The following is a 19,944-nucleotide window of genomic DNA, read 5'->3' as shown; positions in this document are numbered from 1 at the left end:
GAAATGTCAGTTAGAAAATTAAAACCCATAACCCCCGGGCAGCGTTTTAGAGTAGTAAATGGTTTTGACGCCATTACTGCTGATAAGCCGGAGAAGAGTTTGCTCGCTCCGTTAAAAAAATCGGGAGGTAGAAACAGTCAAGGAAAAATGACTATGCGCCATAGAGGTGGTGGTCATAAAAGAAGGTATCGTGTGATAGATTTTAAAAGGGATAAGCAAGATATTGCTGCGACCGTTGAGTCTATTCAGTACGATCCTAACAGAACGGCCTTTATAGCATTGCTAAAATATGCCGATGGTGAGAAGCGATATATCATTGCACAGAATGGCCTGCAAGTTGGTCAGGAAGTGGTTGCTGGTAAGAGTGCTGCACCTGAAATAGGGAATGCATTGTTCATTAGTGATATTCCATTGGGTACTATTATTTCTTGTATTGAATTGCGGCCAGGTCAAGGTGCCGTTATGGCGAGAAGTGCTGGTACGTTTGCCCAGTTGATGGCGAAAGACGGTAAGTTTGTTACGGTCAAGATGCCGTCAGGTGAAACAAGGTTGATTTTGTCAACATGTATGGCGACTATCGGGGCTATTTCAAACTCAGATCACCAGTTGTTGGTATCCGGTAAAGCGGGTAGAAGCAGATGGTTGGGTAGAAGGCCTAGAACAAGACCGGTAGCGATGAACCCTGTCGATCACCCAATGGGTGGTGGTGAAGGTAGAGCTTCAGGTGGTCACCCAAGATCGAGAAACGGAATTCCGGCTAAAGGTTATAGAACGCGTACTAGAACCAAGAAGACGAATAAGTATATTCTAGAACGTAGAAAGAAATAATAAAGTAAGAAACAATGGCACGATCGTTAAAAAAAGGACCTTACGTTCACTACAGCTTGGAGAAGAAAATCCAGCAGAGCGCATCTTCAGGAAAGAAGAGCGTTATTAAAACGTGGTCAAGAGCATCGATGATAACACCTGATTTTGTAGGTCAGACTATAGCTGTGCATAATGGAAGACAGTTTGTTCCTGTGTTCGTTACAGAGAATATGGTAGGTCATAAATTAGGCGAATTTTCTCCGACAAGATCTTTTAGAGGTCATGCAGGAGCCAAGAACAAAGGAAAAAAGTAAGCTATGGGAGTTCGAAAAAAACAGATGGCCGAAAGAATCAAGGCCGAGAAAAAGCAAATAGCGTTCGCCAAGTTGAACAATTGCCCTACATCGCCTAGAAAGATGCGTTTGGTAGCGGACCTTGTTAGGGGTGTGCAAGTAGAAAAGGCCTTGGCCATTCTACGTTTCAACCCAAAAGAGGCTTCTCGTAAGTTAGAGAAGTTGTTGCTTTCTGCCTTGGCAAACTGGCAAGCTAAGAATGAAGATGCTAGCGTTGAAGATGCGGACCTTTATGTAAAGGAGATTCGCGTTGACGGAGGTAGTATGTTAAAGAGATTGCGTCCGGCACCTCAGGGTAGGGCACATAGAATTAGAAAACGTTCCAACCATGTTACATTGGTGTTGGGGTCTAATAATAATATAGAAAGCTAGAATGGGACAGAAAACAAATCCGATAGGGAATCGTCTAGGAATTATCAGGGGATGGGAATCTAACTGGTATGGTGGAAACGATTATGGAGATAAACTAGCTGAAGACGATAAGATACGTAAGTATATCCATGCGCGTTTGGCCAAGGCTAGCGTTTCAAGGGTAATTATAGAGCGTACCTTAAAGTTGATTACGATTACGGTGACTACTGCAAGACCTGGTATTATTATCGGTAAAGGTGGTCAAGAGGTAGATAAGCTTAAAGAGGAGCTTAAGAAAATCACCAATAAAGAGGTTCAGATCAACATTTACGAGATCAAGAGACCTGAGCTTGATGCGAATTTGGTTGCGGCAAGTATCGCCCGTCAAATCGAAAGCAGGATTTCATTTAGAAGGGCTATAAAAATGGCTATTGCTGCGGCAATGAGAATGAACGCCGAAGGTATCAAGGTACAGATTTCCGGTCGTTTGAACGGTGCTGAGATGGCGCGTTCCGAATCGTATAAAGATGGTCGTATTCCATTGTCTACTTTTCGTGCTGATATTGATTACGCTTTGCATGAGGCGCAAACAACTTACGGTAAGTTAGGTATCAAAGTATGGATCATGAAAGGTGAAGTGTACGGCAAGCGTGAATTGTCCCCATTAGTAGGTATGACCAAAGGTCAGGCTTCAAAAGGAGGTGATAAACGTGAAGGCGGTAGAAAGCAACGTCGTAGAAAGTAATTTTTTAAAGAAGTAAACAATGTTACAACCTAAAAGAACCAAGTTTCGCAAGATGCAAAAAGGCCGCATGAAAGGTAATGCGGGCCGTGGACATCAACTATCGAATGGTATGTTCGGCATCAAGACTTTGGATTCAAAATTTATAACGTCACGTCAGATAGAAGCAGCGCGTATTGCGGCTACTAGATACATGAAAAGACAAGGCCAGTTGTGGATAAAGATATTTCCGGACAAGCCTATTACTAAAAAACCATTGGAAGTACGTATGGGTAAAGGTAAAGGTGCTCCAGAATACTTTGTGGCGGTTGTTAAGCCAGGTAGGGTTTTGTTTGAAGTTGCCGGTGTACCTATGGACATAGCTAAAGAAGCGCTTAGGTTGGCAGCACAGAAATTACCGGTCAAGACAAAGTTTATTGTTGCTCGAGACTACGTTGATCAAGATTTAATCTAAGGTGTACCATGAAAAACAAGGAAATTAAAGAATTGTCTATAGAAGAGCTTAAGCAAAAGCTGGCTGAGTTCAAAACGCAGCATGCGAATCTTAAAATGGGGCATTTTGTAACCCCTCTTGAGAATCCGCTTCAAATCAGAAAGGCAAGAAGAACGGTAGCTAGATTGGCAACGGAATTAACTAATAGGGAAAACCAATAACTGGTTCTGCTTTATGGAAGAAAAAAGAAACTTAAGAAAAGAGAGGATAGGGGTTGTAACCAGTAACAAAATGGAGAAATCCATTGTTGTGGCTGAGGTAAAGCGAGTAAAGCACCCTATGTACGGTAAGTTCGTTTTGAAAACGAAAAAGTACGTTGCGCACGACGAGAAAAACGATTGCAACGAAGGTGATACCGTTAAGATAATGGAGACACGCCCGTTAAGCAAGACTAAAACTTGGCGTTTAGTAGAAATCTTAGAAAGAGCTAAATAATATGTTACAGCAAGAATCAAGATTAAAGGTAGCGGATAACACTGGGGCAAAAGAAGTTTTGACCATTCGTGTACTTGGTGGTACCAAGAGAAGATATGCTTCCATCGGAGATAAGATCGTTGTTACCGTTAAAGAGGCTACGCCTAACGGTGGTATCAAAAAAGGTGCTGTATCTACGGCGGTGGTTGTAAGAACAAAGAAAGAAGTAAGAAGGCCAGATGGTTCGTACATCCGTTTTGATGACAATGCATGTGTATTGTTGAACCCAACGGGAGAGATGAGAGGAACCCGTGTTTTCGGTCCGGTTGCGCGCGAACTTCGCGATAAGCAATTCATGAAAATTGTTTCATTGGCCCCTGAGGTACTTTAATAATAGAGCAAAGCATGAAAAAGTTGAAAATTAAAACGGGAGATACGGTTCGTATCATTGCAGGAGACCATAAAGGTACTGAAGGCAAGGTCATGACCGTAGACCGTGAGAAGAACAAAGCTATCGTAGAAGGTGCGAACATGGTTTCTAAACATCAGAAGCCAAGTGCGCAGAACCCTCAAGGTGGTATCGTAAAAAAAGAAGCTCCTATCCATATTTCCAATCTTGCCCTTATCGATTCTAAATCAGGTGAGACAACGAGAGTAGGTTATGAGGTAAGAGACGGAAAGAAAGTCCGGTTTTCTAAGAAATCCAATGAAGTAATATAAGTTATGGCTTACGTTTCAAGGTTAAAGAAAGAATATGGTGAGCGTATAGTAAATGCGCTTAAAGAAGAGTTTGGTTACAAGAATGTAATGCAAGTGCCGAAACTTCAGAAGATAGTTGTTAGTAGGGGTGTAGGTGCCGCTGTAGCAGATAAGAAACTTATCGATCATGCGGTAGACGAATTGACCAATATTACCGGTCAAAAAGCGGTTGCCACATTGTCTAAGAAGGATGTTGCTGCGTTCAAGTTGCGAAAAGGTATGCCGATTGGCGCCAAAGTAACTTTGCGTGGTGAGCGTATGTACGAATTTTTAGATCGTTTGATCACTAGTGCATTGCCTCGTGTTCGTGATTTTCAAGGTATTAAGGCTACTGGCTTTGATGGTCGTGGAAATTATAGCCTTGGTGTAACGGAGCAAATAATTTTTCCTGAAATCAATATTGATAAAATCAATAGAATTGACGGAATGGATATTACCTTTGTTACTTCGGCCGAAACGGACAAGGAAGCAAAATCATTATTAACCGAATTAGGATTACCTTTTAAAAAGAACTAGTATGGCTAAAGAATCAATGAAAGCCCGTGAGCGCAAAAGGGCGAGAACTGTTGCAAAATACGCCGAGAAAAGAAAGGCTTTGAAAGAAGCTGGAGATTACGAAGCATTGCAAAAGTTGCCACGTAACGCATCACCTGTTCGTATGCACAACCGTTGTAAGTTGACAGGTAGACCTAAAGGTTACATGAGAACTTTCGGTATCTCTAGGGTTATGTTCAGGGAAATGGCAAACAAAGGTCTTATTCCAGGTGTTAAAAAAGCAAGCTGGTAATATTTATTGAATAACTGGTTTCAGGTTCGTTAATAAAGACGAAAACCGTTACCGAATTATATACAAATGGTTACAGATACTATAGCAGATTATCTAACGAGAGTTAGAAACGCCAGCCGAGCTGGTCACAGAGTGGTAGAGATACCCGCTTCAAAGGTGAAGAAGGAGATAACTAAAATATTGTTCGATCAGGGCTATATTTTAAGTTACAAATTTGAAGAAGATAAAGTTCAGGGCTCTATTAAAATAGCTTTGAAATATGACAAGGCCACTAAAGAGCCTGTTATCAAAAAAATTCAGAGAGTAAGTAAGCCAGGTCTACGTAAGTATACCGGTGCTGAAAATCTGCCTAGGGTCTTAAACGGCTTAGGGATAGCGATAGTATCTACCTCTCATGGGGTAATGACTAGCAAGCAGGCGAAAAATGAAAATGTAGGTGGCGAGGTGCTTTGCTACGTATATTAATAGGATAAATAGTAAGAAATGTCAAGAATTGGTAATAATCCGGTAGCTATTCCTGAAGGGGTTACTGTTGAGGTTAAGGATAACGAGATTGTCGTTAAAGGCAAGTTGGGAGAACTTACCCAAGAGTTTTCCGCCGTCGAGGTAAAGATAGAAGATAACCAAGTCTGGGTAACCAGACCGTCAGATTCAAAAGAGCACAAGGCAAAGCATGGTCTTTACCGTTCTTTGGTCAGAAATATGATCGAAGGTGTTTCAAAAGGGTGGACAAAAGAATTGGAACTTGTAGGTGTTGGTTATAGAGCTAGCAACCAAGGTCAGAAATTAGACATCGCCCTAGGTTTTTCCCATAACATTGTTATCGACTTGGCCCCAGAGGTTAAAGTTGAGACTACATCTGAAAAAGGAAAGAACCCAATTATAAAATTGACATCGCACGACAAGCAGTTAGTAGGCCAAATAGCCGCTAAAATACGCTCGTTCCGTAAGCCAGAGCCTTACAAAGGAAAAGGGGTTAAGTTTGTTGGCGAACAATTAAGAAGAAAAGCAGGTAAATCAGCTTAATAGTATATCATGGGATTATCAACAAGCGAAAGAAAACAGAGAATACGGAGAAGAATCAGAAAGGTTTCCAATGGAACAGCGGAAAGACCTAGATTGTCCGTTTTTAGAAGTAATAACGAAATTTATGCCCAGGTTATAGATGATACTAAAGGTACTACTTTGGTAGCCGTGTCGTCAAGGGATAAAGATTTGGCAAAAGAAAAAGGTACTAAGACAGAGATTGCGAACCTTGTAGGTAAAGCGATTGCTACTAAGTGCAAAGAAGCAGGTATTGAAAAAGTTGCTTTTGATAGAGGTGGTAACCTTTACCACGGAAGAGTGAAATCTTTGGCTGAAGGAGCAAGGGAAGCAGGACTTAATTTTTAAATAAGAGTATGTACCAGAAATATAAAAACGTAGAGACCGTAAAACCCAGTGGGTTGGAACTTAAAGATAGATTGGTAGGCATACAACGTGTTACCAAGGTTACTAAAGGTGGTAGAGCTTTCGGTTTTTCAGCTATAGTTGTTGTAGGTGATGAAAACGGGGTTGTTGGTCACGGTTTAGGGAAATCAAAAGAAGTAGCTACTGCTATCGCAAAGGCTATAGAAGACGCTAAGAAGAACTTGATTCGTATTCCTTTGAACAAGGCGACCTTGCCACATGAGCAAAAGGGGAAATTCGGTGGAGCTCGCGTTTATATCCAACCGGCATCTCACGGTACCGGGGTTATTGCAGGTGGAGCCGTTAGGGCCGTACTCGAGGCTGTAGGTGTACAAGATGTACTTTCTAAGTCTCAAGGTTCATCTAACCCTCACAACGTGGTGAAAGCTACTTTTGATGCACTTTTGCAACTTAGGGATGCTAAGACCGTAGCAAGCCAAAGAGGGGTTTCCCTTGAAAAAGTGTTTAAAGGATAAGTAAAGATATTATGGCAAAGAAAATTCTGGTAAAACAGTTGAAGAGCAGCATCAAAAGGCCACAGAACCAAAAGCGTACATTGATGGCTTTGGGTCTCAAGAAAATTGGTCAAGTAGTAGAGCATGATGCCACGCCGAATATACTCGGTATGATAGCTAAAGTTGAACATTTGGTTTCCACTGAGGAAGCTTAAATAGCATATTATAATGAATTTAAGTAATCTAAAGCCAGCCGATGGTGCTACCAATAGAGCGGGCAAAAGAGTAGGTAGAGGTCAAGGGTCTGGTAAAGGCGGTACAGCTACAAGAGGACATAAAGGTGCCAAGTCTAGATCTGGTTACTCTAAGAAAATTGGTTTTGAAGGTGGCCAAATGCCATTGCAAAGACGTGTGCCCAAGTTTGGTTTCACGAACATAAACCGAGTAGAGTACAAAGGTATCAATGTTGAAAAGTTACAGGAGTTGGTCGATAACAAAAAGGTTAAAGACGTTATTACTTTTGAAACTTTGGTAGACAACGGTTTGGCTAAAAGTAAAGACCTGGTAAAAATATTGGGTGGTGGGGAATTGAAGGCTTCACTTAAGGTTTCAGCGCATAAATTTACGGCAAGTGCTAAAGCGGCCATTGAAGCTGCTGGTGGAGAAGCAATAAATTTATAAGCATAACTGACCATGAAGAAATTTTTCGAGACCATATCCAATATTTGGAAGATAGACGAACTAAGGAATAGGATTATACTAACCCTTGGTTTGTTGTTGGTATACCGTTTTGGTTGTCAAATAGTTCTTCCGGGTATTGATTCTACTCAATTGGCAGAATTGGCCTCAGGTACCGATTCCGGGATCTTCGGCTTATTGAATGCCTTTACAGGTGGTGCTTTTGCTAACGCTTCAATTTTTGCCTTGGGTATCATGCCCTATATATCGGCATCTATTGTTGTACAGCTTATGAGTATCGCCATTCCTTATTTGCAGAAGTTGGACAAAGAAGGGGAGAGTGGTAGAAAAACGAAGAATCAGATTACTCGTTGGCTTACGATCGGTATTTGTGTCGTTCAAGCGCCAGCCTATCTGTACGGATTGGAGGCCTTCGGTGTCCAAGACAGTGCCTTCGTTTTAGGTAAAGGATTGGACTTTATGATTCCGGCGGTTATCATTTTGGTAACAGGGTGTGTGTTTGCTATGTGGTTGGGTGAAAAGATTACCGATAAAGGTATCGGTAACGGAATTTCACTATTGATCATGATTGGTATTATAGCGACCATGCCACAATCATTTGTTCAAGAATTTATTTCTAGAACCGTTGACAATAACGGTGGGTTGATGTTTATCCTAATTGAAGTTATACTTTGGTTCTTGGTTATTTTGGCCAGTATTCTTTTGGTGATGGCTACACGTCAAATACCGGTGCAGTACGCAAGGAGAACGGCGTCGGGTGGATATGAGAAGAACGTTATGGGATCGAGGCAATATATTCCTCTGAAACTTAATGCTTCTGGGGTAATGCCCATTATCTTTGCCCAGGCAATCATGTTCGCTCCTAGTTTAATAGGTAAGACGTTCAACAATACCAGTGCAGGCCAGTGGATGGAGGTACAGTTTCAAGATATATTCGGATTGGCATACAACCTATTGTTCGCCTTTCTTATTATCGTCTTTACATATTTCTATACGGCTATTACGGTTCCCACGAACAAAATGGCAGATGATTTAAAAAGAAGCGGTGGTTTTATTCCGGGTATCAGACCTGGAAAGGAAACCGGTGATTTCTTGGATAAGATTATGTCTTTAATAACTTTGCCAGGATCGGTATTTTTGGCCCTGTTGGCAGTTTTACCGGCAGTAGTGCTTAAGTTAATGGATATTCAGGCCGGATGGGCAATGTTTTATGGAGGCACCTCTTTATTGATTATGGTTGGTGTGGCCATAGATACGGTTCAACAGGTGAATGCTTATCTTTTGAACAGGCATTATGATGGATTAATGAAAACTGGTAAAAATAGAAAAGTCGCATAATTATGGCTAAGCAAGCAGCAATAGAACAAGACGGGTCTATAATTGAAGCATTGTCAAATGCAATGTTTAGGGTTGAATTAGAAAACGGTCATGTAGTAACGGCCCATATCTCCGGAAAGATGCGTATGCATTACATTAAGTTGCTTCCCGGTGATAAGGTAAAGCTGGAAATGAGTCCGTATGACCTTAGCAAGGCCAGAATTACATATAGATATTAGTAATACGATAGAAGAATAAGAACGATGAAAGTAAGAGCATCAGTTAAAAAAAGAAGTGCCGACTGCAAGATAGTACGCAGAAAGGGCAGGTTGTACGTAATCAACAAAAAGAATCCTAGATTTAAACAAAGACAAGGATAATTATGGCAAGAATTGCAGGTATAGACATACCAAAACAGAAAAGGGGCGTAATTGCATTGACCTATATTTTTGGTGTCGGTAGAAGTAGGGCTAAAGAAATATTGGAAAAGGCCCAGGTAGATGAAGATAAAAAAGTATCTGATTGGAACGATGATGAAATAGGTCGTATCAGGGATGCCGTTTCTTCTTATACAATAGAAGGCGAGTTACGTTCAGAGACTCAGCTTAATATCAAGCGTCTGATGGACATCGGTTGTTACCGAGGTATTCGTCACAGATCTGGTCTTCCCCTTCGTGGACAACGTACAAAGAATAATTCTAGGACGAGAAAAGGAAAAAGAAAAACGGTTGCCAACAAGAAAAAGGCGACTAAATAATAAGTAGTTATTATGGCAAAGGCAACTTCAAAATCAAGTGCAAAAGCTGCTAAGAAACGTAAAGTAATAGTCGATTCTGTTGGCGAAGCTCACGTAACGGCATCTTTCAATAATATCATTATATCCCTTACCAATAAAAAAGGAGATGTCATTTCTTGGTCATCTGCTGGAAAAATGGGTTTCAGGGGTTCTAAGAAAAATACGCCTTACGCAGCTCAAGTAGCGGCTGAAGAGTGTTCAAAAACAGCTCACGAAGCTGGTTTGAGAAAAGTAAAGGTTTACGTAAAAGGACCTGGTAACGGAAGAGAGTCTGCAATTCGCGCCGTTCATAACTCTGGTATCGAAGTTACCGAGATTATTGACGTGACACCAATGCCGCACAACGGATGTCGTCCTCCGAAACGAAGAAGAGTTTAATTAATCACTATATTATTTCACAGAAGTGTTGTTAACGATTATCGAAGGATAAGCCTTAATTCATAATCACACTTCTAAACTAAAGAAAATGGCAAGATATACAGGACCAAAAAGTAAAATCGCCCGTAAGTTCGGCGAAGCTATCTTCGGAGATGATAAATCTTTCGAAAAAAAGAATTACCCACCAGGACAACACGGTAACGCAAGAAGAAGAGGTAAAAAATCTGAGTACGCGGTACAGTTGATGGAAAAGCAAAAGGCCAAATACACTTATGGTATTTTGGAAAAGCAATTTAGAAATATATTTGCTACTGCTAAGAGAAAAGAGGGTGTTACCGGTGAAGTTCTTTTACAATTGTGTGAATCACGTTTAGATAATGTGGTCTTCCGTATGGGTATTTCCCCAACAAGAAGAGGAGCAAGACAATTGGTGTCGCACAGACACATTACCGTTAATGGTGAATTGGTAAACATACCATCATACGCATTAAAGCCGGGCGATGTAGTCGGTGTACGTGAAAAATCTAAATCTTTACAGGCCATACAAGATTCACTTGCTTCCAACAGCAAAGTGTACGAATGGATTACTTGGAACTCTGAAAAGAAAGAAGGTACGTTTGTTAGCGTTCCTGAAAGACTTCAGATTCCTGAGAATATCAAAGAACAATTAATAGTTGAGCTTTACTCTAAATAATAAAGAACACTAATTCATATGGCATTATTTAATTTTCAGAAACCCGATAAAGTAATAATGATCGATTCCTCGGATTTCGAAGGAAAGTTCGAATTCCGTCCTTTGGAACCTGGTTATGGATTGACTGTTGGGAACGCACTAAGAAGAGTATTGCTTTCATCGTTGGAAGGCCATGCGATCACCTCTGTACGAATAGATGGTGTAGAACACGAGTTTTCCGTTATTTCAGGCGTTGTAGAAGATGTTACTGAAATAATATTGAATCTGAAACAAGTTCGTTTTAAGAAGCAGATAGACGATTCAGAAGCAGAGGTTGTATCTATTTCCGTTAGTGGAAAAGAGCAATTGACCGCTGGGGATTTTCAAAAGTTCATCTCGGGTTATCAAGTGTTGAACCCTGATTTGGTAATCTGTAATATGGATTCCAAAGTGAGCATCAATATGGAAATCGTTATCGACAAAGGTCGTGGATACGTTCCTGCTGAAGAAAACAAAAAATCGAATGCCGCACTTGGTACTATTGCAGTAGATTCTATTTTTACACCTATCAAAAATGTAAAATATAGCATCGAAAACTTTCGTGTAGAGCAAAAGACCGATTATGAAAAATTGGTTTTCGAAATTGTTACCGATGGTTCGATACATCCAAAAGATGCCTTGACCGAAGGTGCCAAGGTTTTGATTCACCACTTCATGTTGTTCTCCGATGAGCGCATCACCCTAGAGGCCGATGAAATCGCACAAACGGAAACTTATGACGAAGAGTCATTGCATATGCGTCAGTTGTTGAAAACAAAATTGGTAGATATGGATCTTTCCGTACGTGCCTTGAACTGTTTGAAAGCTGCCGAGGTTGATACATTGGGAGATTTGGTTTCCTTCAATAAGAACGATTTGATGAAATTTAGAAATTTCGGTAAAAAGTCGTTAACAGAACTAGAAGAATTGGTTATCAATAAGGGGCTTAGCTTCGGAATGGACCTTTCGAAATACAAATTAGATAAAGATTAATCGCTATTTCTTACACGAAGGGAAATGCCCTGGGATTGGAGAAATACATTAGAAGAAAGAAATGAGACACGGTAAAAAAGTCAATCATTTAGGACGTAAGACAGCGCACAGAAAAGCGATGTTGGCCAACATGGCATGTTCCTTGATCGAACACAAGAGAATCAATACGACCGTAGCGAAAGCTAAGGCGTTAAAGCAGTTTGTTGAGCCTTTGATTACTAAATCAAAAGCAGAGAACAACCTTACAGCTGAAAAGGGAACACATAACAGACGTATCGTTTTCAAAAACCTTAGAGACAAATATGCAGTTACTGAATTGTTCAGTACTGTTGCCGAAAAGGTAGCTGATAGACCAGGTGGTTATACAAGAATTATCAAACTTGGTAATCGTCTTGGGGATAACGCTGATATGGCAATGATCGAATTGGTTGATTTCAACGAGCTTTACAATGCCGGTAAGCCTAAGAAGAAAACTACAAGAAGAAGTAGAAGAGGTGGTAGTAAGGCCGAGGAAGAAAGTGCAAAAGTTGATGCTAAGGAAACTAAGACGCCACCAGTGGCCGCCGAAAATTCTGAAGCGGAAGCTCAAACGGATATCGAAACTAAAGCTGACGATTCAGAAGAATAAGATGTTGATATCTAATAATATTTGGAAAAGGATAAACTTAATAGTTTATCCTTTTTTTATGTTTATTTGTGAAATTAAAAAATTAGGAAACATATGAAGTATCAGACCCGAAAAAAAGCATTGATATTGTTGGCCGATGGAACCATATTTTACGGTAAGTCAGTAGGTGATAAGGAAGGAACGGCCTTCGGCGAGGTTTGTTTCAATACGGGAATGACGGGGTATCAGGAGATTTTTACCGATCCTTCGTATTTCGGTCAGATTATGGTAACTACCAACGCCCATATCGGTAATTATGGTACGGTAGCCGAAGAGGTTGAGTCGGATTCGATTAAAATTTCCGGATTGGTCTGTAGAAACTTCAGTTATAATTATTCACGACCAAGGGCCGATAAGAGCCTTGAAGGCTTTCTTGACGATAATGGCCTATTTGCCATATCGGACGTAGATACAAGGGCCTTGGTGAGCTATATTCGTGACAATGGGGCTATGAACGCCGTTATCTCTACCGAAGTCGATAATATAGAGGGCTTGAAAAAACAACTGGCGGAAGTGCCTAGTATGGAAGGATTGGAGCTCGCTTCTAAAGTGTCGACCAAGGAGCCGTATTATGTGGGCGATGAAAACGCAAGTATCAAAATCGCCGCACTCGATATAGGAATCAAGAAAAATATTTTGAGGAACCTCGCCAAACGCGGAGGGTATATTAAGGTGTTCCCTTATAATACATCTTTCCCCGAAATGGAAGCTTGGGCGCCTGACGGATATTTTATCTCCAATGGTCCTGGTGATCCCGAACCCTTGACGGAAGCCATTGAAACCTCAAAAGGAATGATCCATAGTGGGAAACCTGTTTTTGGTATCTGCTTGGGGCATCAGGTCATTGCTTTGGCCAACGGGGTGTCTACCTATAAGATGCACAATGGGCACAGGGGTATAAACCACCCCATATTGAACTTGCTTACGGGTAAGGGGGAAATCACTTCCCAGAACCACGGTTTTGCCATTAATAGGGAAGAGACCGAGGCCAATGAAAGCCTTGAGATTACACATGTCCACCTTAACGACCAGACCGTTGCGGGTATTCGTATGAAAGACAAAAATGTCTTTTCTGTACAATACCACCCGGAAGCTAGTCCCGGGCCACATGATGCCGAGTATCTTTTTGATCAGTTTTACGAAATGATCGAAAATAATTCAGTAGAAATGGCCAAAAGTTAAGTAATCGTTATATCCGCGGTAATATACGTGCATTCTACGGTGCTTTACTAGCACTGTTTCGTATATTTGCGGCTAGTTAAATTTAAGAGAATTCCAAACTTAAAATAATATTTATGAGTATTATACTTAGCGTACACGCACGCCAGATTTTAGATTCAAGAGGAAACCCTACGGTAGAAGTAGATGTAATTACCGAAAATGGGGTAATGGGTAGAGCAGCGGTACCTTCTGGGGCCTCTACAGGAGAGCACGAAGCGGTAGAGTTACGTGACGGAGGAAATGCCTTTATGGGAAAAGGTGTTAGTAAGGCCGTAGAAAATGTGAATACGATAATCGCAGAAGAAATCTTGGGCATGTCTGTCTTTGAGCAGAACCTTCTTGATCAGGTTATGATCGATCTTGACGGTACGCCTAATAAATCTAAATTAGGGGCAAACGCCATTCTTGGTGTTTCTCTGGCCGCGGCCAAAGCTGCTGCTAACGAATTAGGTATGTCATTATATCGTTATGTAGGTGGTGTTAGTGCCAATACTTTACCTGTTCCGATGATGAACATCATTAACGGTGGTTCGCATTCCGATGCCCCTATCGCCTTTCAAGAATTTATGGTGATGCCGGTAAAAGCGAAGAATTTTTCACATGCCATGCAAATGGGAACTGAAATCTTCCACAACCTTAAAAAGGTTTTGCACGATAGAGGTTTGAGTACGGCTGTAGGTGATGAAGGTGGTTTTGCGCCAAACTTGGCCGGAGGAACCGAAGACGCACTTGATACTATTGCGAAGGCTGTTGAAAAGGCCGGTTACAAATTAGGTGACGAGGTTATGATAGCCTTGGATTGTGCTTCTGCCGAGTTCTACGTAGACGGTAAATATGACTATACCAAATTTGAAGGAGATAAGGGTGTGGTGAGAACATCGGAAGAGCAAGCTCAATATTTGGCCGACCTCAGCGCTAAATACCCCATCATCTCTATTGAAGATGGTATGGACGAGAACGATTGGGACGGTTGGAAAGCATTGACCGAAAAAATAGGCGATAAAGTTCAGTTGGTGGGCGATGACCTTTTTGTTACCAATGTTGAGCGTTTGTCAAAAGGTATTGAAAACGGTATTGCCAATTCTATATTGATCAAAGTAAATCAAATCGGTACGCTTACCGAAACGATAGCGGCGGTAAATATGGCTAAAAATGCAGGCTATACTTCTGTTATGAGCCACCGTTCAGGTGAAACCGAAGATAACACCATTGCCGATTTGGCAGTTGCCTTGAATACCGGACAAATTAAAACGGGCTCGGCTTCAAGATCGGATCGTATGGCCAAGTACAATCAATTGCTTCGTATAGAGGAAGAATTAGGAGATACGGCTTATTATCCTCAGGATAAAGCATTTAAGATAAAATAAGGGTTTCGGTAAGAAAAACTTGTTTTTAGAAAAAGCCTTTCATTCGATTATTTTCGGACTTGAAAGGCTTTTTTTCTTGGTTCAATGCCAAAGTTTACCTATCTTTTTAACAAACTTCTAACCGATTTCTCCCATGAATAACTTCCTTTTTGTAGCAGCCGAAAACGATGCGATTCCAAACTGTAAGGCGGGTGGTATGGGCGACGTAGTCCGCGATGTGCCAAGGCATATTTCTAAGCGGGGAGATAAGGTTCAAGTGGTGGTTCCGTCCTATTCGCGTTTGCATAAAAACGGACTCTTCAGAACCAATTTGAATTTTCAATTAAGAGGTACGGTCTATACGGCCGAATTGTACGAGGTGGTGGGCAAAAAAGAATGTCCGAACATTGTACACTATGTTATCCATCATCCTGAAATTGAAGAAGGGGGTATTGCCCATATTTACCATGATGACCCTACTGAACCGTTTTATACCGATTTTATCAAGTACGTCATTTTTTGTACCGCGGTTGCAGAGGCCATAAAAATGGGAGCCTTTGGAAATTTGGATGTGGTTCATATGCACGATTGGCACGCAAGTGCCCTGCTCTTCTTGAAAACTTACCATCCGAGTTACAAAGACCTGAAGAAAATGCGCTATGTGTACAGCATACATAACTTGGCCATACAGGGAATACGGCCCTTCTATGACAATTACGCTTCGGTGCATAATTGGTTCCCTGAGTTGCAATTAGATCATGAAGCCTTAAAAGATCCGCGCTATGAAGACTGTATCAACCTCATGGCGGTGGGTATTCGGTTGGCCGACGCGGTCCATACCGTTTCCCCCTCATACAAAGAAGATGTCATGCTTCCGAGTGCAAGGCCCGAATTCGTAGGGGGAGAAAGCTTGGAGAAAGATTTGCAGCAAGCCAATAACGAAGGCCGTCTTTTTGGTATTCTTAACGCGTCGAACTACAATGATATACGAAAGCAAGATAAGGGCTTCTTGTATAGAAATACCGTAAAGGCTTTGTTTAGGTGGTTGCAAGACGAATCGAAAAAATACAAAGCCGATTTTTTGGCGCACACCGGTGAAAAGATCATGCTTTATGTAGACGAAAGGCCCAAGTTTATCGTGTCTAGTGTGGCGCGCCTTACGGAACAGAAATTTTACTTCTTTAAGAGGTCGCCGGAAGCCTTCGAGGAAATGCTGGCGCGCCTGAGAAAAATAGATGGTATATTCATGCTGCTCGGTACAGGTGACCCCGGTTATGAAGAGTTCTTTAGGGAAATGAGCTATAAACACAAAAATTTTGTTTTCACGAACGGCCAGTCGGAAGACCTGATCGATTCCATATATTTGGAAAGTGACCTTTACTGCATGCCCAGCCTTTTCGAGCCCTGCGGTATTAGTCAAATGTTGGCCATGCGAAACGGCAATCCTTGTTTTGTGCATCATACGGGCGGCTTAAAGGATACGGTCGAACATCATGTCACCGGTTTTGCTTTTGACGGGGTTACCTATGACGAGAAGGTCAAAAACATGGTCAAGAATTTTAGTGAAGCCCTAGACGTTTGGGAAAATGATAAGCCCAAATGGAAAAAAATCAAGGCCAATGCCAAGAAAGTCCGCTTTACTTGGGAGAAATCATTAGATGCATATTATGAAAAACTTTACGTTTTATAAGTGATATGCGCCCCTATTTGGATAGAGGCAATTTATAGAATCATCAATATCATTGTTAATTATAAATTAAACGAAAAAGTGGCATTGTTAAGATGTAACATTTTCCGTAAATTTACACTCACTTCAAATTTAAGCAAAGTCAAAAAATGTCAGATAAAGCTACTCTAGAGTATAACGGTAAGAAATACGATTTTCCAGTAATAAAAGGCACAGAAGGTGAACTCGCCATAGATATCAAAACACTTCGATCGGTCACAGGAGGTATGGTCACGATCGATCCGGGTTATAAGAACACGGGTTCATGCGAGAGTTCCATTACTTTCTTGGATGGCGAAAAAGGAATTTTGAGATACCGTGGCTATTCTATCGAGGAGTTGGCAGAAAAGGCCAATTTTTTGGAAGTAGCCTATTTGTTGATTTTTGGGGCGCTTCCGAATAGGAAAGAGCTTGAAAAATTTCATGCGGACATCAAAGAAGAGTCACATGTAGACGAGGAAATGAAGAAAATATTGGATGGTTTTCCAAAATCGGCACATCCCATGGGTGTCCTTTCTTCCTTGACGAGCGCCTTGATAGCGTTTAATCCGTCGACGGTCGATATTTCATCGGAAAAAGATATGTACCACGCCATTGTTAGGATATTGGCCAAATTTCCGGTATTGGTAGCATGGACGCTTAGAAAGAAGAAAGGCTTGCCTTTAGATTATGGTGACGATGCATTGGGCTATGTTGAGAACATTCACAAAATGATGTTCAAAAAACCAAACCAAGTCTATCAGAAAAATGACGTCGTAATCGATGCATTGGATAAATTGTTGATCTTACATGCCGATCATGAGCAGAACTGTTCTACCTCTACCGTACGTATTGTAGGCTCTTCCCATGCCGGTCTTTTTGCGTCACTTTCTGCCGGGATTTCCGCTTTATGGGGACCGTTGCACGGTGGGGCCAACCAAGCTGTGCTTGAAATGTTGGAAGCAATTGAACAAGACGGTGGTGATACGAAAAAATATATGGCCAAGGCCAAGGATAAATCAGATCCATTTAGGTTAATGGGCTTTGGACACAGGGTTTACAAGAACTTTGACCCACGTGCCAAAATTATCAAAAAAGCGGCCGATGATGTCTTGGGCGATTTGGGTATCGAAGATCCTATCTTGGATATTGCCAAAGGACTTGAGAAAGAAGCCTTGGAAGATCAGTACTTCGTTGACAGAAAACTCTATCCGAACGTAGATTTCTATTCGGGTATTATCTACCGAACCTTAGGTATTCCGACCGAAATGTTTACCGTAATGTTCGCCTTGGGCCGTTTACCTGGTTGGATTGCCCAATGGAGGGAAATGCGCCTGAGAGGGGAACCAATAGGAAGACCAAGACAGATTTACATTGGGGAAACCGAACGCCCCTTTGTTGAAGTTGATTTAAGATAGTGCCATAAAATAATTTGAATGCCCTCTTTGGTAAATCTGAAGGGGGCATTTTTATTTTCGATTATATTTTGCGCAATATTCCGTTCTCTTATCTTTGCCAATAAAAGTATATGTTAAAGCTTCATGTTAACGATGAGATTTCCAGGTTAAAAGTCCTGGTTCTGGGTACGGCAGAAAGTTGTGGCCCCACGCCGAAACCAGAGGAGGCCTATGATCCCAAGTCATTGGAACACATAAAGGCCGGCACCTATCCGAAGGAAAGCGATATGGTCGCAGAAATGGAGGCGCTTGCAAAGGTGTTTGAAAAGTATGGTGTGCAGGTGTACCGCCCCGAGGTATTGCAAGACTGTAACCAGATTTTTTCAAGGGATATCGCTTTTGTTATAGAAAACAAACTTATCATAGCCAATATTCTTCCCGATAGGGAAAAGGAGGTAGAGGCCATCCTTCATGTTCTGGATGAAATAGATGATGCACATATCTTGCATCCACCAGAGGCGGTTCACGTTGAAGGTGGTGATGTAATGCCCTGGGGCGATTACATTTTTATAGGCACATATACCGGCAGTGATTACGCCGATTATATAACGGCAAGAACCAATAAGGCTGCGGTAGAATATATAAGCGAACAATTTCCCCATAAAAAAGTAAAGTCTTTTGAGCTTCGAAAAAGTAATACGGATGCCAAGCAAAATGCCTTGCATCTCGATTGCTGTTTTCAGCCATTGGGCAAGGGAAAGGCCATATTGCACAAAAATGGTTTCTTGGTAGAGGAAGAGTATCAATGGTTGGTCGATTTTTTCGGAAAGGATAATATATTCGAGATTACATCTGATGAAATGTATCAAATGTTCAGCAACGTATTTTCCATTTCACCGGAAGTAGTGATTTCTGAAAAGAACTTTACCCGGCTCAATGGGTGGTTACGTGAACAGGGGTTTACGGTAGAAGAGGTTCCCTATGCTGAAATCGCCAAGCAAGAAGGGCTTTTGCGTTGCAGTACCCTGCCCTTGGTACGGGAATAATAGGGTCTCAAGTAGTTGAATGCTTATTTTTTATTTGGCTAAAACATATCATAATTATTTAGTTTTATACGAGGTTGCTCAGCTTTAAAAACACTAATTTTGCCTCAAATTAATTGAGTTTCTTATGCAGGTTACGAACACTATACTAATGATCCGCCCGGTAAGTTTTAGAATGAACGAACAGACCGCCGTCAATAATTATTTTCAAGAAGATATTGATGTTCAGAATACGACGATCAATGAAAAAGCACAGCAAGAATTTGATGCTTTTGTAGAAGTACTGCGTTCAAAAGGAGTGAACGTGGTAGTTGTTGAAGATACCAAAGAACCCGATACCCCAGACTCTATATTTCCTAATAACTGGATTTCCTTTCATGCCAATGGTACTATTGGCCTGTACCCTATGTTTGCAGAGAACCGGCGTAATGAAAGACGTGAGGATATTTTGGATATTCTAGAGGAACAAGGGTTTAAAATCGAGAACGTTGTAGATTATACATCTGCCGAAGCCGAAGGTGTTTTTTTGGAGGCCACGGGAAGCATGGCCTTAGATCGAGTGAATAATAAAGCTTATTGTGCACTATCCGAACGTGCCGATGAAGAACTTTTTATAGAATTCTGTGAAGATTTTGAATATTCGCCAGTGATTTTTACGGCAAACCAGTCCGTTGACGGTAAAAGAATGCCCATTTACCATACCAATGTGATGATGTGTCTTGCAGAAGATTTTTCCGTAATCTGCCTTGATACCATAGATGATAAAAAAGAACGCAAGAACGTGGTCGACCATCTAAAGCAGGATGGAAAGGAAATCATAGCCATTACCGAGCAACAGATGCACCATTTTGCAGGAAACATGCTTCAGGTTCTTGGGGCTGATGACAAACGGTATTTGGTGATGAGTTCGGCGGCTTACGAAAGTCTAGATCAAAACCAAATCGATGCCATCGAAAAGCATTGCGATATTATCCATAGTTCATTGAAGACTATCGAGACCTGTGGCGGTGGAAGTGCCCGTTGCATGATGGCCGAAGTTTTTCTTCCCCGTTCCAAATAG

The 19,944-nt window shown here is 41.3% G+C and carries 31 protein-coding genes; all 31 read left to right on the top strand.

Annotated features, from left to right (window positions below; all coding sequences use genetic code 11):
• The first annotated feature begins 3 nt into the window (after window positions 1–3).
• The 31 genes from rplB (at window position 4) to ctlX (ending at window position 19,944) form a co-directional block, all read left to right on the top strand.
• Window positions 4–828 (top strand): 50S ribosomal protein L2, encoded by an 825-nt coding sequence (gene rplB / locus B4Q04_RS17950; protein WP_013993860.1) that lies wholly within the window; start codon window positions 4–6, stop codon window positions 826–828.
• 14 nt (window positions 829–842) lie between these two features.
• Entirely contained in the window at window positions 843–1,121 is a 279-nt protein-coding gene (gene rpsS, locus B4Q04_RS17945) for a 30S ribosomal protein S19 (protein ID WP_013993861.1), read from the top strand.
• Between the two features lie 3 nt (window positions 1,122–1,124).
• Window positions 1,125–1,532: a 50S ribosomal protein L22 gene (gene rplV / locus B4Q04_RS17940; RefSeq protein WP_013993862.1), complete on the top strand. Its 408-nt coding sequence runs from the start codon at window positions 1,125–1,127 to the stop codon at window positions 1,530–1,532.
• 1 nt (window position 1,533) lies between these two features.
• Window positions 1,534–2,256 (top strand): 30S ribosomal protein S3, encoded by a 723-nt coding sequence (gene rpsC / locus B4Q04_RS17935; protein ID WP_013993863.1) that lies wholly within the window; start codon window positions 1,534–1,536, stop codon window positions 2,254–2,256.
• A gap of 19 nt (window positions 2,257–2,275) precedes the next feature.
• Window positions 2,276–2,707, top strand: coding sequence for a 50S ribosomal protein L16 (rplP, locus tag B4Q04_RS17930; RefSeq protein WP_013993864.1), 432 nt, complete (start codon window positions 2,276–2,278; stop codon window positions 2,705–2,707).
• Between the two features lie 8 nt (window positions 2,708–2,715).
• Window positions 2,716–2,907: a 50S ribosomal protein L29 gene (gene rpmC, locus B4Q04_RS17925; protein ID WP_013993865.1), complete on the top strand. Its 192-nt coding sequence runs from the start codon at window positions 2,716–2,718 to the stop codon at window positions 2,905–2,907.
• Between the two features lie 13 nt (window positions 2,908–2,920).
• Complete coding sequence (rpsQ, locus tag B4Q04_RS17920; RefSeq protein ID WP_013993866.1) at window positions 2,921–3,181, top strand: 30S ribosomal protein S17; 261 nt, start codon at window positions 2,921–2,923, stop codon at window positions 3,179–3,181.
• A gap of 1 nt (window position 3,182) precedes the next feature.
• The gene (gene rplN, locus B4Q04_RS17915; RefSeq protein WP_013993867.1) at window positions 3,183–3,551 is read left to right on the top strand and encodes a 50S ribosomal protein L14; all 369 of its coding nucleotides are present in this window, start codon (window positions 3,183–3,185) and stop codon (window positions 3,549–3,551) included.
• Between the two features lie 14 nt (window positions 3,552–3,565).
• A complete protein-coding gene (rplX, locus tag B4Q04_RS17910; protein ID WP_013993868.1) occupies window positions 3,566–3,880 on the top strand; it encodes a 50S ribosomal protein L24 in 315 nt (104 codons plus the stop codon).
• Window positions 3,881–3,883: 3 nt separating this feature from the next.
• Window positions 3,884–4,435, top strand: coding sequence for a 50S ribosomal protein L5 (gene rplE / locus B4Q04_RS17905; protein ID WP_013993869.1), 552 nt, complete (start codon window positions 3,884–3,886; stop codon window positions 4,433–4,435).
• Window position 4,436: 1 nt separating this feature from the next.
• Window positions 4,437–4,706 (top strand): 30S ribosomal protein S14, encoded by a 270-nt coding sequence (gene rpsN, locus B4Q04_RS17900; RefSeq protein WP_013993870.1) that lies wholly within the window; start codon window positions 4,437–4,439, stop codon window positions 4,704–4,706.
• A gap of 66 nt (window positions 4,707–4,772) precedes the next feature.
• Window positions 4,773–5,171 carry a 30S ribosomal protein S8 gene (rpsH, locus tag B4Q04_RS17895; RefSeq protein ID WP_013993871.1) on the top strand — a complete coding sequence of 133 codons (399 nt, stop codon included), beginning with the start codon at window positions 4,773–4,775 and terminating at the stop codon, window positions 5,169–5,171.
• Window positions 5,172–5,189: 18 nt separating this feature from the next.
• A complete protein-coding gene (gene rplF, locus B4Q04_RS17890) occupies window positions 5,190–5,732 on the top strand; it encodes a 50S ribosomal protein L6 (RefSeq protein ID WP_013993872.1) in 543 nt (180 codons plus the stop codon).
• 9 nt (window positions 5,733–5,741) lie between these two features.
• Window positions 5,742–6,098 carry a 50S ribosomal protein L18 gene (rplR, locus tag B4Q04_RS17885; protein ID WP_013993873.1) on the top strand — a complete coding sequence of 119 codons (357 nt, stop codon included), beginning with the start codon at window positions 5,742–5,744 and terminating at the stop codon, window positions 6,096–6,098.
• A gap of 8 nt (window positions 6,099–6,106) precedes the next feature.
• The gene (gene rpsE, locus B4Q04_RS17880; RefSeq protein ID WP_013993874.1) at window positions 6,107–6,631 is read left to right on the top strand and encodes a 30S ribosomal protein S5; all 525 of its coding nucleotides are present in this window, start codon (window positions 6,107–6,109) and stop codon (window positions 6,629–6,631) included.
• Window positions 6,632–6,642: 11 nt separating this feature from the next.
• Window positions 6,643–6,825, top strand: a complete 183-nt coding sequence (gene rpmD / locus B4Q04_RS17875; RefSeq protein ID WP_013993875.1) for a 50S ribosomal protein L30 — start codon at window positions 6,643–6,645, stop codon at window positions 6,823–6,825.
• A gap of 13 nt (window positions 6,826–6,838) precedes the next feature.
• Complete coding sequence (gene rplO / locus B4Q04_RS17870; protein WP_013993876.1) at window positions 6,839–7,291, top strand: 50S ribosomal protein L15; 453 nt, start codon at window positions 6,839–6,841, stop codon at window positions 7,289–7,291.
• A 12-nt stretch (window positions 7,292–7,303) separates the two neighbouring features.
• Window positions 7,304–8,647: a preprotein translocase subunit SecY gene (gene secY / locus B4Q04_RS17865; RefSeq protein ID WP_013993877.1), complete on the top strand. Its 1,344-nt coding sequence runs from the start codon at window positions 7,304–7,306 to the stop codon at window positions 8,645–8,647.
• A 2-nt stretch (window positions 8,648–8,649) separates the two neighbouring features.
• Entirely contained in the window at window positions 8,650–8,865 is a 216-nt protein-coding gene (gene infA / locus B4Q04_RS17860; protein WP_013751343.1) for a translation initiation factor IF-1, read from the top strand.
• A gap of 24 nt (window positions 8,866–8,889) precedes the next feature.
• Entirely contained in the window at window positions 8,890–9,006 is a 117-nt protein-coding gene (ykgO, locus tag B4Q04_RS17855; RefSeq protein ID WP_013305171.1) for a type B 50S ribosomal protein L36, read from the top strand.
• A 2-nt stretch (window positions 9,007–9,008) separates the two neighbouring features.
• Window positions 9,009–9,383 (top strand): 30S ribosomal protein S13, encoded by a 375-nt coding sequence (rpsM, locus tag B4Q04_RS17850; RefSeq protein WP_013993878.1) that lies wholly within the window; start codon window positions 9,009–9,011, stop codon window positions 9,381–9,383.
• 12 nt (window positions 9,384–9,395) lie between these two features.
• Window positions 9,396–9,800 (top strand): 30S ribosomal protein S11, encoded by a 405-nt coding sequence (rpsK, locus tag B4Q04_RS17845; RefSeq protein WP_088697624.1) that lies wholly within the window; start codon window positions 9,396–9,398, stop codon window positions 9,798–9,800.
• An 88-nt stretch (window positions 9,801–9,888) separates the two neighbouring features.
• The gene (gene rpsD / locus B4Q04_RS17840; protein WP_088697623.1) at window positions 9,889–10,494 is read left to right on the top strand and encodes a 30S ribosomal protein S4; all 606 of its coding nucleotides are present in this window, start codon (window positions 9,889–9,891) and stop codon (window positions 10,492–10,494) included.
• 18 nt (window positions 10,495–10,512) lie between these two features.
• Window positions 10,513–11,505: a DNA-directed RNA polymerase subunit alpha gene (locus B4Q04_RS17835; RefSeq protein ID WP_013993881.1), complete on the top strand. Its 993-nt coding sequence runs from the start codon at window positions 10,513–10,515 to the stop codon at window positions 11,503–11,505.
• Between the two features lie 61 nt (window positions 11,506–11,566).
• On the top strand, window positions 11,567–12,133 hold the full coding sequence (gene rplQ / locus B4Q04_RS17830) for a 50S ribosomal protein L17 (protein ID WP_013993882.1): 567 nt from the start codon (window positions 11,567–11,569) through the stop codon (window positions 12,131–12,133).
• Between the two features lie 93 nt (window positions 12,134–12,226).
• A complete protein-coding gene (gene carA / locus B4Q04_RS17825) occupies window positions 12,227–13,354 on the top strand; it encodes a glutamine-hydrolyzing carbamoyl-phosphate synthase small subunit (RefSeq protein WP_013993883.1) in 1,128 nt (375 codons plus the stop codon).
• A gap of 113 nt (window positions 13,355–13,467) precedes the next feature.
• Window positions 13,468–14,760, top strand: a complete 1,293-nt coding sequence (gene eno / locus B4Q04_RS17820; RefSeq protein ID WP_013993884.1) for a phosphopyruvate hydratase — start codon at window positions 13,468–13,470, stop codon at window positions 14,758–14,760.
• Between the two features lie 133 nt (window positions 14,761–14,893).
• The gene (locus B4Q04_RS17815) at window positions 14,894–16,429 is read left to right on the top strand and encodes a glycogen synthase (RefSeq protein ID WP_013993885.1); all 1,536 of its coding nucleotides are present in this window, start codon (window positions 14,894–14,896) and stop codon (window positions 16,427–16,429) included.
• A 146-nt stretch (window positions 16,430–16,575) separates the two neighbouring features.
• Window positions 16,576–17,862: a citrate synthase gene (locus B4Q04_RS17810; protein ID WP_013993886.1), complete on the top strand. Its 1,287-nt coding sequence runs from the start codon at window positions 16,576–16,578 to the stop codon at window positions 17,860–17,862.
• A gap of 110 nt (window positions 17,863–17,972) precedes the next feature.
• On the top strand, window positions 17,973–18,887 hold the full coding sequence (locus tag B4Q04_RS17805) for a dimethylarginine dimethylaminohydrolase family protein (protein ID WP_088697622.1): 915 nt from the start codon (window positions 17,973–17,975) through the stop codon (window positions 18,885–18,887).
• A gap of 124 nt (window positions 18,888–19,011) precedes the next feature.
• Entirely contained in the window at window positions 19,012–19,944 is a 933-nt protein-coding gene (gene ctlX / locus B4Q04_RS17800) for a citrulline utilization hydrolase CtlX (protein ID WP_013993888.1), read from the top strand.

This window comes from Zobellia sp. OII3 (assembly GCF_002211465.1).
Taxonomy (GTDB): Bacteria; Bacteroidota; Bacteroidia; order Flavobacteriales; family Flavobacteriaceae; genus Zobellia; species Zobellia galactanivorans.
This window is presented reverse-complemented; position numbering and strand designations above follow the sequence as displayed.